Here is a 14,041-nt window from a genome sequence, read left to right as displayed (position 1 = left end):
TCATGCCTGTGCCTTCCACCATCCGCGCTCTCCTCATCGCCACCGTCGCCACCGTGGCCTTGAGCGGCTGCGGCGCCGTCGACCGCATCAACAACATCGGCAAGGCGCCGGACATGAGCAACCTGTCCGACCCGACAACGCAGAAGGGCTATCAGCCGGTGCGCATGCCCATGCCGACCCCGCCGGTGCTGGAGCGTCAGGCCAACTCGCTGTGGCGTCCGGGCGCCCGCGCCTTCTTCAAGGACCAGCGCGCCAGCCAGACCGGCGACATCCTAACCATCTCGATCTCCATCAACGACAGCGCCAACGTGTCGGATGAGACCAAGCGGTCGCGCGCCAATTCCGACAGCATGGGCATGCCGAACTTCTTCGGCCTGGAAGCCCAGATTCCCAAGGTTCTGAACTCCGCCACCTCCGCCTCCAGCCTGGTGTCGACCACCAGCGCCAAGGCGTCGGACGGCAAGGGCACCGTCGCCCGTTCCGAACAGATCGACCTGAAGATCGCCGCCCTGATTACCCAGGTCCTGCCCAACGGCAACCTGGTCATCCAGGGCAAGCAGGAAGTGCGCGTGAACTACGAACTGCGCGAATTGACCATCCAGGGCATCATCCGGCCCGAGGACATCGACAACACCAACGCTATTTCCTACGAGAAGATCGCTGAAGCCCGCATCTCCTACGGCGGCCGCGGCCAGATCACCGACGTTCAGCAGGAACGCTATGGCCAGCAGTTGCTGGACGTGCTGCTGCCCTTCTGATCCAGCAACGCCCTTCGATATCCAGCGATCCGGCGGTGCCCCCGCCGCCGGGTTTCCCCGTCACACCAGATCATGTCCCTCTGCCGGCGATGCCGGTCCCGTTTCCATTTTCGCCTGTTAGTCCCCCTGTCCACGGGGCCTCTGTGGAGCTTTGTTGACCTCGAACAAACTAAAAAGGGCCGGTGTCGCATGCACCGGCCCTTCTTTTATGAGGGTAGGATAAAGGTTGGGCTCAGCGGGCCAAAATCCTGGCGGCCTCCTTCGTCCGGGACACCGCCTGGCCCACCTGCTGGTTGGCGGCCGATATACTGGAAAGGCTGCGAGTCACTGTTTCAACGGCACCGGCGGTCTTCTGCATATTCGACGACATGTCCCGGGTCACCGCGCTCTGCTCCTCCACCGCGCTGGCGGTTGAGGCCACGAATTCGCGAACCGCGCTGATGGACTGCCGGATGGCTTCCAACGAGGTGACCACATCGTCGGAGACTGCCTGCATACCCCCGATCTCGTCCGAGATTTTCTGGGTGGCGCTGGCCGATTGGTTGGCCAAATTCTTCACCTCCGTGGCGACCACGGCGAAGCCCCTGCCCGCATCACCGGCACGCGCGGCCTCGATGGTGGCGTTCAGGGCCAACAGATTGATCTGCCCCGCGATGGACCGGATCACGTCGACGACCCCCTCCATGGACTTGGCCACCTCGGCCAGGCGCTGGGTGGCGGCGTCCGCGCGCTGGGCCAGTTCGGCCGTGCTGTCCGTCGCCGACCGGGACTGGGCCATGCTCTGCGCGATCTCACGAATGGATGCGGCCAACTCCTCGGCACTGGACGCCATCATCTGGACAGCGCCCGATGTTTCGCCGGCGGCGTGGGCGGCATCCTCGGATTGGCGGCTGGATTGCGCCACGGCTTGATCGATTTCACCGAAGTTCCGATCGATCAACACCTTGAGGTCGACCATCATCTGGACCTGGGCCGTGATGTCCGTGGCGTACTTCACCACCTTGAACGCCGTGCCGTTCAGGTCGAAAATCGGGTTGTAGGACGCCTCGATCCAGATTTCCTTGCCCCCTTTGCCGATGCGCTTGAACTGCGCCGCACAATATTCCCCGCGCCGCAGGCCCCGCCAGAACGCCTGATACTCGGCGCTCTCCCGCATCGCGGGCTCCACGAACATGCTGTGATGGCGGCCCTTGATCTCGTCCAAGGTGTAGCCAACCGCACCCAGGAAGTTGCTGTTGGCCGTCAGGATGGTGCCGTCCATCGAGAACTCGATAACGGCCTGCGCCCTGTTGATCGCCTCCACCTGGCCCCGCATGTCGACGTATTCCATCTTCTGCGCGGTCACGTCCGTGGCGAATTTGACCACCTTGAACGGACGGCCACTCGGGTCGCAGATCGGGTTGTAAGAGGCCTCGATCCAGACCTCCTTCCCACCCTTACCGATCCGCTTGAACTGTGCCGCCTGGAATTCACCCCGCCGCAACGCTTCCCAGAAGCGGGCGTAGTCGGCGCTCTCCTTGACCTGCGGCTCGACGAACATGCTGTGATGGCGGCCCTGGATCTCCCCCCATGTATAGCCCATGGCCTTCAGGAAGTTGGCGTTCGCCGCCAGGATGGTGCCGTCGAGGGCGAATTCGATAATGGCCTGGGACTTGTCCAAAGCGGCGAGTTTGCCCGCCAGTTCAAGATTGCGACGCGTTCCAAACATGAGGAAGCCTCCTAGGAATTGTTTTGTGACCAATCTCTTCTGGGCCATTATGTCGCATTGACAAATTCCAATGGCGATTGGTCGCGCCAGATGACCCTCTCATAGAGGGGTTAATGCCATGTTTAAAGATAAAGATGGATCACTATAATTAAGTATGTAATCAAAAGAATAGGCTTTTACGTTATTGATAAAATATTATTAATAGAGGATCTATATTAAAAATTATAAACCTTCATTATAAAACAATTAACAAGCCACTCTCTTGGCCAGCAGCGCCAGGTCTTGGCAAAAAATGCCAAATAGGCAGTTCAATCGGCTAGGTTTTTCCCGCGCTGTGGTCACAGCGACTTGGGCGTGATAAGCGTTACGTGGATTGTGTGCGGGTTGGTTAACCGAACACGAGGATGCCACGCCCTTGATCACAGAACGGATAAGCAAAGGCGGCGCAAGCCTGCCGCTGGCCCATCATCTCTCGTTCAAGACCTCGACGGTGGACGAAGCCATCGCTTTCGCCGAAGGGCGCTTGGCAGCGACCGCCTTGAGGGCACCCATCGGCGCACCGGCCTGCGACATGCGGGCAAACCACTGCCCTCTAGCCGAAAGTGACCTTTGGTTCTGCGCTTATGATTTTCCCGTCACCCTGCGTTTTTCCGAGGGGGCCTACCTGCGCCTACAAGTACCGTGGGCGGGAAATGGCGTGACGAGGACGGCCAACGCGGACGTCGCCTTGGCCCCGGCCATGGCGTGCATCTCCTCCGCCGATGCGACGATTGACTTCCACCAGGACTTCCAGCAATTCGCCTGGCGGGTGCCCGTCGTCACCTTGACGCGCAAACTTGCCTCGCTGGCCGGTGAAGCGATCACCGGGCCGCTGCGGTTCGACGCCCCCCTGGATCTCCAATCCCCCGAGGGGCAGACGCTGAAAGGGATCCTGGTCACCCTGGCCAATGCGGCCGACCACCTGTCAGGGCCAGCCGGCCAACTGGTTCTGAAAGAGTTGGAACAGGCGCTGGTGACAGCCCTGCTGGTCACGGGGCGGCACAACCACCGTCACCGTCTCGAAGGTCCCGCCCAGGGCATCGCCCCTTGGCAGGTCCGCCGTGCCGAGGAGTTCATCGCGGCCCACGCCGAGGAACCGCTGACGATAGAGGACATCGTCGCGGCGACAGGGGCCAGCGCGCGCAGCGTCTTCCGGGCCTTCGCCCAACACCGCGGCTATTCGCCCATGGAGTTTCTGAAGCGGATACGGCTGCAACGGGCGCGGCGCCTGGCTGAAAGCGGCACCGCCGCCCTTACCGTGACCGAGATCGCGCTGTCCTGCGGCTACGCCGACTTAAGCCATTTCAGCAAGGACTTCCTGGCCGCTTTCGGCGAGTCCCCGTCGGCTGTTCTGCGCAGGCATCGTGCCTAAAGCTGGGGCGGCGGTTCGAAGACCGCCGCCAAGCACCTCAGTCGTCGCGCTGCGTGCGCTCCATCCGCTCGTGCCGTTCCTGCGCTTCCACCGACAGGGTGGCGATGGGGCGGGCCTCCAGCCGGCGGACGCCGATGGGCTCCCCCGTCTCCTCGCAATAACCGTACTCGCCCAGTTCGATTCGCTCGATGGCCTCGTCGATCTTGCTGATCAGCTTGCGCTCCCGGTCACGGGTGCGCAGTTCCAGCGAGCGGTCGGTCTCGGCGGAGGCGCGGTCGGCGATATCCGGTTCCTGGATCCCGCCATCCTGCAAGCTGACCAGGGTTTCAGTGGACTCTTTCAAAAGCTCCGCGCGCCATTGCAGCAGCTTCTGACGGAAATACTCCGTCATCACGGGGCTCATGTACGGCTCATCCTCGGACGGGTGGTAATCCGGGGGAAGTATCGGAGACGACATATGTTTTGGTCCGAATCCAGTGTGATCGAGACGGCGCGGAGTATAGGGAGAGCGCACGCAACCCGCAATACTGACCGCAGCCTCACAAGGCCAGGTTTAAGCTATTGATAGCAATGACGATTGTCACCGCGCCCCCCAAAGCGGGAGCGCGGCCAGCCATTTGGATTACCGGTATTAAGCATATAAGAATAGGGCTGTTGGCCCAAGGCCGGGCCCCGGGGGATGCGCCGGCCGGCCGGCGCCCCGGCGAAGCGGCACAACGGCCCTCAGCGTTGCGCCGATTCGAACTTGGCCAGTTCCACCTGGGCCCGCAGGTCGATCTCGTCCAGCACCTCTTGCAGGCGCGGGTCGGAAACGGTGTCGCGCCGGCTCTGCACCATGCGCACCAGCTCCTGCAGCCGTTCACGCGGGAAGGTACCCGCCAGCAGGCCCAGGCGCAGTTCCTCCAGCTTGTCCAACAGCGTCTCCGCCCGCTGGCGCGCCTTGCGCTTGGCGTTCAGGGCGTCGTCCACCTCCTGCAAGGCCAGCAGGGGGGTGATGGCCATGGCGGTCTGGGCGCCGGTCACCGACTTGGCGCCCTCATCACCATCGCTTTCCGATACATGGGTGCGGAAGCTGTCGCCGCCAGCCCGTTGCGTTTTGCGCGTCTGGCTGGTGGGGAGGGAGGAACCAGGACCTTCGATCTTCATGTCGTGCCGCCACCGCAATCAGGGCCGGCCGCCCGGCGCATCCGGACCGATGCCCCCGCCAGCCCAGGTTTAAGGACCGGGAAAAGGGGCAATTCCGCCGGTTTGGCGGGCCTGCGGCCTGTCTTATTGTTACCACCCGTGGGGAAGAGCCGCATAGGGCAAATTTTGCCGGGGATAAACCGCCGCCTGCGGCCGCCCCCCACGCCATCGCCCCCCGCAACCGCGCCGCATTCCCCGCGCCGCGCCTGGGAATCCGCCGGATTTGGGCGCATGCTGAAGTTGGCATGAAGTTCGCTTAAGGGATTGGCATCTGTTTCAGGGAGTATCCCGCCCGTGTCCACCACCGCCCCCACCCGTCCCGCCGCCACCGCCTGGGGCCTTGGCCTCAAGCGCGCCGCCGCCGCGATGGCCGCCGTCCTGCTTCTGGCCCTGGGCGCCGCCCAGCCCGCCCAGGCGCAGTCGCGCCTGAAGGACATCGTGGATGTGGAGGGCGTGCGCGACAACGTGTTGGTGGGGTATGGCTTGGTCGTCGGCCTGAACGGCACGGGCGACACCATCAACAACGCGCCCTTCACGCAGCAGAGCCTGTACGGCATGCTGGAGCGCCTGGGCGTCAACATCCGCGGTACGACGCTGACCACCAAGAACGTGGCGGCGGTGATGGTGACCGCCACCCTGCCCCCCTTCGCGGCGCAGGGTACCCGCATCGATGTGCAGGTGGGCACGCTGGGCGACGCCAAGAGCCTGCAAGGCGGCATCCTGGTGGGCACGCCCCTGCTGGCGCCTGACGGCGACGTCTACGCCGTGGCCCAGGGCCCTGTGGCCATTTCCGGCTTTACGGCCCAGGGGGCGGCCGCCAGCGTCACGCGCGGCGTCCCCACCGCCGGCCGTATCGCAGCCGGCGCGCTGGTGGAACGCACAGTCGACTTCCGGATGTCCGACATGCAGGCCCTGCACCTGGCCCTGCACAACCCCGATTTCACCACGGCCAAGCGCGTCGCCGACGCCATCAACGCCGCCATCGGCACCGGCACCGCCCTGGCCATGGACCCGTCCAACGTGACGGTCAACGTGCCGGCTGGCCGCAAGGCCGACCTGGTCGGCTTCATGCGCGATATCGAGCAGTTGCGGGTCGCCCCCGACAACCCGGCCACCGTGGTCATCGACGAGGCGTCGGGCGTGATCGTGATGGGTGAGAACGTGCGCATCAACACGGTCGCCATCGCCCAGGGCAACCTGACCATCAAGATCACCGAGACCCCGCAGGTTTCCCAGCCCGGCCCCTTGAGCAACGGCACCACCGCCACCGTTCCCCGCACCAACATCCAGGTGGACGACGGACAGGGCAAGAAGCTGGCCATCCTGCCCTCAGGCGTGTCCCTGCAGGACCTGGTGCAAAGCCTGAACGCCCTGGGTGTGAGCCCCCGCGACATGATCTCCATCCTGCAATCGATCAAGGCCGCCGGCGCCCTGCAGGCCGAACTGAAGGTGATGTGATGAGCGACGAGATGAGGCTGTCGCCGCCCGGCTACGACGCCAAGGCCCTGATGGACGCGAAGGGCACGCCCAGGCCACAAGGCGGCCCCGGCGATGGAACCAAGGACGACGCGGCCGTCGAGAAGGCGGCCAAGGAATTCGAATCCGTCTTCATCAGCCAGATGTTGCAGCACATGTGGGAAGGCGTGGAGGTCGATCCCAATTTCGGCGGCGGCCACGCCGAGGAAATGTTCCGCGGCATGATGATCGAGGAACAGGCCAAGGCCATCACCAAGGGGGGTGGCCTTGGCATCGCCGACGAGATCAAGAAGGAGATGGTGCGGATGCAGGAAAAGGCAGGCGCCACCGACCCGTTGCGCCGGCCGCGCAACGCCTACGCCCAGGCGCAGGCGAGCCTGGCCCAGCATATGCCGCTGGACACCGCGACGGACGCCCCGGCCGCCACCGGCACCGCATCGGATGACACGCCATGACCCCCACCGACATCGTCTTCCCACCCCTGAACCCGTCCCCGGCCAGCCCCGGCGCGGCGGAGGCGCGCGCCCAGTCGCTGATCTCCGCCATGGAACGGCTGATGGCCCTCTACCAGGAAGAAACGGCGCTGCTGAAGAAGCGCGACATCAAGGCCATGTTGGCCCTGGTGGAACGCAAGCACCTGCTGACCAAGGGCTATGAGGACGCGGTGCGCATCATGAGCCTGGATATGGCGGGACTGCGCACCTTGGATCCGGAACTGAAGGCGCGGATGAAAGACCTGGCCGAGGTGTTCCACCGCGAGTCCATGGAAAACGCCACCGCATTGCGGGCCGCCGCCGCCGTGGCGCAGTCGGTGGTCAACATCATGGTCAACACCATCAACAAGCAGCGCAACCAGGAACAGGGCTACGTCGCCAGGCATGGCGCCGCCCGGCCGGCGGGCTATCGCCGCGCCGGCATTCCGCCCCTTGCCGTGAACCAGTGCCTGTGAGCGCGCGCTCGCGCCGCTGAGCCCATCCCCCGCCCCGGCCGTGAGCCGGTGGCGGGCTTTGGCGCCTGAGCCGCCTGATGGGGCGGCAGAATCTGCCCCCTGCGGCAATAAGCTCCCTCCCCTACCGCCGGCCGACACGCGGCACCGCATGCCGCTTCGACCAACATCCGCCGGAAACCTTGGTTTTGCCGGCACGTGATCCTGGCACGTCGATTGCTTTCCTCGGGCGATGGGCACTTTTGCCCGCCACCGTCCCCTCCCACCCCGGTGGGGACCTGCCTAGGCCCAAGGAAGCGACACATGACCGGTTTCCAGCCCGTTCAGAGCCTGTTCCCCACCCAGGGGACATCCGCGGCCGGCATCCTGGGCGGCGGAACGGCGGCGGGCGGTGACGGCGCCACGGATTTGTTCACGCAATTGCTGAGCGGCATGGTCGAAGCCGACAATGTCGGCAGCCAGTCCGCCGGCCAGGGAACCGCGTTCCTGGGGACGAGCCAGGGCGCGACCTCGCCCTTCACGCCCTCCACCGTGCCCTTCGCCACCGGCAAGGCGGGCGCGACCGGCAAGAACGGCATCGCCCCGGCGGGAACCACGACGGGGACGGCCGTGACGGCGCTTATGACGGGTATCACCGCCAATAGCCCCTCCGCCTTGCAGGCGGGCACCGGTTGGACACAAACCCACTGGTCGGCAGCGACCGCCACGACGGACGCGGTCACGACCGAGGACGGCAAGGACGCCGCCACCAGCCCGGACGGCACGACCACCGATGCCACGCTGGCCGCCTTGGCCGCGGGCGCGCAACAACAGCCTCTGCCGACACCGGCGCCCACCCCTGCGGCGCCCACCCCTTCGGCGACCGGCCAAGCGGCGCAGGATGCCACCAAGATCGCGGACCTCACCGCCGCCAAAGGCGCCGATGCCGCGCTGGCCCAGACGGCCGCAGGCCAGACGCCCCTACCCCAAGGCGGCACCACCGAAGCCCTGTCCGGCACCCAGGCGCAGGCTGAAGGCGCTGGGACCGCTGCCCTGGCCGGCATGACGCCAGTGGGGCAGCCCACGGCCGCCGACGCCACGCTGGCCGCCCAGGCCGCCGCGGCCCTGTCGGCCGGCCAGGCGACGACCACGCCCACCAAGGGCAGTGCGGCCGCCAGCGCCGCGACCTCCCTCGCCGTGGCTGACCAGAAGGCCGCCGCGTTGGCGGCAGGCACCCCGGTGGCCAGCGCCCGCGCCGCCACCGCAGGCGCCACGCCAGCCCCTACCCCGTCGGCCCCCACCTCACCGGCCCCGACAGCCGCCACGGCGCAGGCCCAGAAAGCCCAGACCGACGCCGCGGCGCTGGCCGCCACGACTGCCGCAGTCGCCGCCGGCACGGTGGACGCCAAGATGGGCAAGGCCGATGGTGTCTCTGGCTCGGGCCTGAAGGGCGGCACGCCCAACAAGGCCAACGCCAAGGGCGATACGGTCAAGCTGCCGGGTGTCAGCGTCAGCGCCACCGCGACCGACCAGAAGGCCGGCGCGGCCGATACGGCGGACCAGACCCGCCAGCAGACGGCCGACAGCGCCACCGATGGCAACGGCAGCAATGGCCTGCTGGCCAACACCTCCGGTGAGGGCATGATCTACGCCGATACCCACGCGGCGGCCCCCCTGACCAAGATGGGCGATGCCGCGACACCGGCGGCGGCCCCCATGGCGGCCCTGGCCACCGTGGCCGGCGGCGGCACCGCCGCCACCGCCACCCAAACGGCCACAGCGACGGCCCAGGCCACCCTGCAGACGCTGCTGCAACAGCAGCAGGCGGGCCGCACCAACACGGCCAGCAATGGCCTGCTGGTGACGACCGAGAACGGTCTGCTGCCCGCCGCCGCGGAAACGACCGGCACATCCACCTCGGCCAGCGACGCGGCCCTGAACGCCAGCGGCTTCATGGGTCTGGTCGACGGCCAGCACACCTTCGCCACCGGCTTCGCCGCGCAAATGGCGGGCACCAGCCAGGCGGCGCGCCCGCCGCAATACCCGCCGGTATTGCAGCAGGTGACCATGGGCTTCCAGAAGGCCGCCAGCAACGGCATGGACAGCGTCACCATCCAGCTGTCCCCGGACGACATGGGCAGCATCGATGTGAAGCTGGACTTCCACAAGGACGGCAAGGTTCACGCCAGCGTGACGGCGGACAACGCCAAGACGCTGGACCTGCTGCAGCGCAATTCCGACGACCTGAAGAACGCCCTTCAGGACGCCGGCCTGCAGACCGACAGCGACAGCCTGTCCTTCAACCTGAAGGACGATAGCGAGGCCCAGCAGCAGCAGGAACGCCGCAGCGGATCACGCGGCCAGCAATTCTCCATGGACGACACGGCCACCACCGAGGATGCCGCGTCCGAAAACATCATCATCCCCTCGCTCGGCCGCGTCGACGTGCGGATCTGAGGAATAGGCTTCAGGGAGTAGGATCATGACCAGCGGCGTCAGCGGCACCAGCAATAACACCACCACGAACAACACGACCAGCAACACGTCGGGCACCGGCTCGTCCAGCGGCAGCCCCACGGGCAGCAATCCGCTGAGCGACCTGACGAACAATTACACGACCTTCCTGACACTGCTGACCACACAGCTGAAGAACCAGGACCCGACGTCGCCCATGGACACCAACCAGATGACCCAGCAGCTGGTGCAGATGAGCTCGGTCGAACAGCAGATCGAGGCCAACAATCAGCTGAAGGCCATCCAGTCCACCCTGGCCTCCGGCCAGAGCAGCCAGGTACTGAACTATCTGGGCAAGTATGTGGAGATGGAGGGCGACAAGTTCCCGCTGCAGAACAGCACGGCGAACGTCTCCGTCACCTATGCCAGCGCGGCGGCCAGCGCCACCATGAACGTCTATGACAGCAGCGGAAAGCTGGTCAGCACCACCGACGTTTCCGGTGCCGCCGGCACCCACAACTTTTCCTGGAACGGCAAGGACAGCTCCGGCAACACATTGCCCGACGGCACCTACAGCGTGAAGGTGAGTGCCACGGACAGCAGCGGTAAGGCCGTGGCCACGACGGTGAAGGTGGCGGGCAAGGTCACCGGCGTCGACATGTCCGGCGACACACCCACCCTGCAGATGGGCGACATGACCGTGAACATGAGCGACGTCACAACCGTGCTGTCGGCGTCCTAAGCCGACCGAACCTGCCCGAAAGTGATAGGGGCGTTCAGGTCTTATTAACGCCCCCGCCCGTATGGTGATGCGGTCCCTGGTCAAACCCGGGGTCGGTACGCACTGTATGAGGTAAGGCATGTCGGCAGACGAAGCCGGGCGCGGCCCCCGCACGCCGCGGAACGGGGCGATGGCCCACGGTACGGCCGGGACCGCCGGAGACGGCGGCTCCAAGGCTTTGACGCTGGATGACCTTCCGCCGCCGGACACCCAGCGCTGGGTCATGCGCCGCAAGGCACAGGTGGTGGAAGGGGTGCGCAGCGGCCTGCTGACCATCGATGAAGCTTGCGCGCGCTACACGCTGTCGGAGGAGGAATTCCTGTCCTGGCAGCGGCTGATCGAAGCCCACGGCCCCCGCGCCCTGCGCACCACCCGCTTGCAGGACTACCGTCGCACCGACCATCGTCCGGACGAGGCGGATGCCAAAGCGCGGCATGGATTGAGTCCAGCCCCAGGGACGCCGGGATAAGGCCGGCGTCAGTCCTTCTTCAGGCTGTCGGCGATCATATGCAGGCCCTGTCCACGCAGGGTCTGCTGGCGTTGGATCAACCGGCGGGTAGCCAGGGCCTGTTCGACCGCCTCCCCCCCCACCATCGCGCCACCCGCGTTCAGCGCCCCGGCCACACGGGCCAGTTCCTGTGCCTCCCCCTTGGGGTCGTGGCGATTCAGGGGATGTTCGCTAGCCAGTTCGGTGGTCAGCCACTCCACCAGCACCTCGCGCCCCTCCGGCAGGCGCTCATCGGCCAGCAGGCGGGCCAGCAGGCCCATGGATGTCGGCACCTTGGTTTCCGCCTCGATGCGCGCGGCGACGGCCGCCGGATCGCGCAAAAGGTCGATCAGCGCGACCAGGAAGTCCGAAAGGGAGCGCTGGTTGCCGAACAGATCCTGGATGACATCGGGGAAGCGCAGCAGGTCGGCGGCGATGCCGCCCAGCATCTCCTGCAACCGCCACGGCGTGTCCGGCGTGGCCAGGCGCATCACCTCTTCCAGCTTGCCGCCCAGGGTGCGGATACCGGCCAACCGCACGGTCATGAGGCTGTGGAAGGCGTGGTCATGCCCCTCGGGGCCCACCAACCGCTCCACCGCCGCGCTCAGCCCGGCGGCGTCGCCGTTCAGGGGAACCGACCATTTACGGCTGGCCGCCTGGAAATCGCGCGCCTTCTGGGCCACCACGTCGACATAGCGATCCAGGTCCGCGATGCGGGCGCGGGTATTCTGGCCGGTGATCTTGGACTGGAGCGTCGCCGCCTTGTGCAGGGCCGCCTGCAACATGGCGCCGGTATCCTGCAAGCGGCGCAGGTGGGTGGCGCCGTGCAGCAATTCCGTCGGGCTGATCTGCTGGCGTGTCAGGTAATCCCGCAAAATCAGACCGATGGCGCGGCGGGACTGCGGGCCATACAAGTCTTCGGGCGCGGAACAGAGCGGCGTGCCGTCCGGCGCCTCCCGCAGGATGGAGGGCTTGACCACTTCCGGCGCGGTCTTCTCGAATATCAGGGTGCCGCTGGGAAAGGCGTTCAGGACCGTGCGTACGGCCATCACCCGAACGGCCTTCAGCTTCCCCTGGGCCAGGCGGCGATTGGCCTCGGTCACCGCGATTTCTTCGGTGTCCCCGATGAAAAGGATGGTCCAGCGGCCCTCTTCCAGGCCCAGCAGCTCAAACTTACAGCTGCGGAATTTCAAAGCCATGTCCCGACCTTGCCCCTGTCCTGAGCGCGCCCATCTCCTGAGCTTGCTCACGCCCTGGGCTTGCGCCCCAGCCCCAGGCCACGACCCGGCGCCCCCGGAATCGATCCCTAACCACACTATAGGCGATTGGGCCCGCCCTCAGAAGAAAATAGGGAACCCCTTGGCCGGCAGCAAAAAAGGGAAGCGGCGGACCACTTCCCTTTTCCCGGACAGTCATTCCAAGAACTGGTTCCCCCGGAACCAGCCTTGGCTTCAATCAATCAAACGGATTGTCGCTGCCCTTGCGCAACAGGAAGCGCAGCGGCACGGCCGGCAGCTTGAACGTTTCGCGCAGGCCGTTGATCAGATACCGGGTGTAGTGTTCCGGGATTTCGACAGGACGGCTGCTGAACAGGGCGAAGGTCGGCGGGCGGGCCTTCACCTGGGTCATGTAGCGGATTTTCAGGCGGCGACCGTCCACCAGGGGCGGCGGGTGCGATTCCAGCATGCCTTGCAGCCAGCGGTTCAGCTGGGCGGTTGGGATGCGGCGGTTCCACAGCCGGTAGACCTCGAACGCCGCGTCCAGCAGGACGTCCAGCTTCTGCTGCTTCAGGGCCGAGATGGTGATGGTGGGGATGCCCCGCGCCTGCGGCAGCGAGGTTTCCAGCCGATCGCTCAACTGCTGCAGGGCCTCGGCGCGGTTAGCCACGGCATCCCACTTGTTGACGGCGATGACCAGGCCGCGGCCTTCCTCGATCACCTGGCGGGCGATGGTCAGGTCCTGCTTGTCCAGGATGGCGTCGGCGTCCAGCACCAGCACCACCACATGCGCCATGCGCACGACACGCAGGGTGTCGGCGACCGCCAGCTTCTCCAGCTTGTCTTCCACGCGGGCGCGGCGACGCAGGCCGGCGGTGTCGACCAGCTTCACCGGCCGGTCACGCCAGCTCCACTCCGCCGCGATGGCGTCGCGGGTCATGCCGGCCTCGGGGCCGGTCAGTACCCGCTCCTCGCCCAACAGGCTGTTCAGCAGGGTGGACTTGCCCACGTTGGGGCGGCCGACGATGGCCAACTGCAGGGGCTTGGCGTTGTCCCGGGCCTCGGCCGCCTCGTCGTCCAGCGGCTCCTCGGCCTCCGCCTCCTCGTCCTCCGGCTCGTCCGGGGGCAGATAGGGGGTCAGGGCCTCCACCAGGTCGGCCATGCCTTCGCCATGCTCGGCGGACAGCGGGACGGGATCGCCCAGACCCAGCTCATAGCATTCCATGAGCCCCGGCTTGCCGGCGTTGCCCTCGCACTTGTTGGCCACCAGGATGATGGGGGTCTTGCCCTTGCGCAGCCAGGCGGCAAAGTGGCGGTCCAGGGGGGTGATGCCGGCCCGCGCGTCCACGATGAACAGGCCGACGTCGGCCCGTTCGATGGCGCGCTCCGTCTGGCGGCGCATGCGCGCCTCCAGACTGTCGTCGAACGCTTCTTCCAAGCCGGCGGTGTCCACCACCGTCAGCTCGATGCCGGCCAGATGGCCGTCAGCGGAACGCCAATCCCGGGTGACCCCGGGGGTATCGTCGACAATGGCCAGCTTCTTACCGGCAAGTCGATTGAACAGAGTCGACTTGCCGACATTGGGCCGGCCGATGATCGCGACCGTCAAGCGGCGGGGACTCGCCATAACTAAAACGCC

At 66.2% G+C, this 14,041-nt stretch carries 13 protein-coding genes; 8 read left to right on the top strand and 5 right to left on the bottom strand.

Annotated elements, in window-relative coordinates; translation table 11 throughout:
* The first annotated feature begins 2 nt into the window (after window positions 1-2).
* On the top strand, window positions 3-758 hold the full coding sequence (gene flgH / locus FBZ90_RS05820) for a flagellar basal body L-ring protein FlgH (RefSeq protein ID WP_145730088.1): 756 nt from the start codon (window positions 3-5) through the stop codon (window positions 756-758).
* Window positions 759-990: 232 nt separating this feature from the next.
* Here the strand turns inward: flgH and FBZ90_RS05815 are convergent, their stop codons facing one another.
* On the bottom strand, window positions 991-2,466 hold the full coding sequence (locus tag FBZ90_RS05815; RefSeq protein WP_145730087.1) for a methyl-accepting chemotaxis protein: 1,476 nt from the start codon (window positions 2,464-2,466) through the stop codon (window positions 991-993).
* A gap of 415 nt (window positions 2,467-2,881) precedes the next feature.
* On the opposite strand from FBZ90_RS05815, the gene FBZ90_RS05810 reads away from it, so the two are divergent.
* A complete protein-coding gene (locus tag FBZ90_RS05810) occupies window positions 2,882-3,877 on the top strand; it encodes an AraC family transcriptional regulator (protein ID WP_145730086.1) in 996 nt (331 codons plus the stop codon).
* 37 nt (window positions 3,878-3,914) lie between these two features.
* Here the strand turns inward: FBZ90_RS05810 and dksA are convergent, their stop codons facing one another.
* On the bottom strand, window positions 3,915-4,334 hold the full coding sequence (dksA, locus tag FBZ90_RS05805) for an RNA polymerase-binding protein DksA (protein WP_145730085.1): 420 nt from the start codon (window positions 4,332-4,334) through the stop codon (window positions 3,915-3,917).
* Between the two features lie 266 nt (window positions 4,335-4,600).
* Window positions 4,601-5,023: a flagellar assembly protein FliX gene (locus tag FBZ90_RS05800; RefSeq protein WP_145730084.1), complete on the bottom strand. Its 423-nt coding sequence runs from the start codon at window positions 5,021-5,023 to the stop codon at window positions 4,601-4,603.
* Window positions 5,024-5,428: 405 nt separating this feature from the next.
* On the opposite strand from FBZ90_RS05800, the gene FBZ90_RS05795 reads away from it, so the two are divergent.
* The 6 genes from FBZ90_RS05795 (at window position 5,429) to sciP (ending at window position 11,167) form a co-directional block, all read left to right on the top strand.
* Window positions 5,429-6,520 carry a flagellar basal body P-ring protein FlgI gene (locus FBZ90_RS05795; RefSeq protein WP_145730438.1) on the top strand — a complete coding sequence of 364 codons (1,092 nt, stop codon included), beginning with the start codon at window positions 5,429-5,431 and terminating at the stop codon, window positions 6,518-6,520.
* Complete coding sequence (locus FBZ90_RS05790; RefSeq protein ID WP_145730083.1) at window positions 6,520-6,993, top strand: rod-binding protein; 474 nt, start codon at window positions 6,520-6,522, stop codon at window positions 6,991-6,993. Before FBZ90_RS05795 ends, FBZ90_RS05790 begins: the two co-directional genes overlap by 1 nt.
* On the top strand, window positions 6,990-7,487 hold the full coding sequence (locus FBZ90_RS05785; protein WP_145730082.1) for a flagellar protein FlgN: 498 nt from the start codon (window positions 6,990-6,992) through the stop codon (window positions 7,485-7,487). Before FBZ90_RS05790 ends, FBZ90_RS05785 begins: the two co-directional genes overlap by 4 nt.
* Before the next feature lie 300 nt (window positions 7,488-7,787).
* Complete coding sequence (locus FBZ90_RS05780) at window positions 7,788-9,920, top strand: flagellar hook-length control protein FliK (protein WP_145730081.1); 2,133 nt, start codon at window positions 7,788-7,790, stop codon at window positions 9,918-9,920.
* 25 nt (window positions 9,921-9,945) lie between these two features.
* Window positions 9,946-10,659 carry a flagellar hook assembly protein FlgD gene (locus FBZ90_RS05775; protein ID WP_145730080.1) on the top strand — a complete coding sequence of 238 codons (714 nt, stop codon included), beginning with the start codon at window positions 9,946-9,948 and terminating at the stop codon, window positions 10,657-10,659.
* Between the two features lie 169 nt (window positions 10,660-10,828).
* Window positions 10,829-11,167 (top strand): CtrA inhibitor SciP, encoded by a 339-nt coding sequence (gene sciP / locus FBZ90_RS05770; protein WP_145730079.1) that lies wholly within the window; start codon window positions 10,829-10,831, stop codon window positions 11,165-11,167.
* Window positions 11,168-11,175: 8 nt separating this feature from the next.
* On the opposite strand, the gene FBZ90_RS05765 is transcribed toward sciP, so the two are convergent.
* A complete protein-coding gene (locus FBZ90_RS05765) occupies window positions 11,176-12,384 on the bottom strand; it encodes a hypothetical protein (protein ID WP_145730078.1) in 1,209 nt (402 codons plus the stop codon).
* A 256-nt stretch (window positions 12,385-12,640) separates the two neighbouring features.
* Entirely contained in the window at window positions 12,641-14,029 is a 1,389-nt protein-coding gene (gene der, locus FBZ90_RS05760; RefSeq protein WP_145730077.1) for a ribosome biogenesis GTPase Der, read from the bottom strand.
* Window positions 14,030-14,041: the final 12 nt, after the last annotated feature.

The organism is Nitrospirillum pindoramense (genome assembly GCF_007827955.1).
In the GTDB taxonomy this organism is placed as follows: Bacteria; Pseudomonadota; Alphaproteobacteria; order Azospirillales; family Azospirillaceae; genus Nitrospirillum; species Nitrospirillum amazonense_B.
Note: the sequence above shows the minus strand (reverse complement) of the source record. Positions and strands in the feature narration are given on the sequence as shown.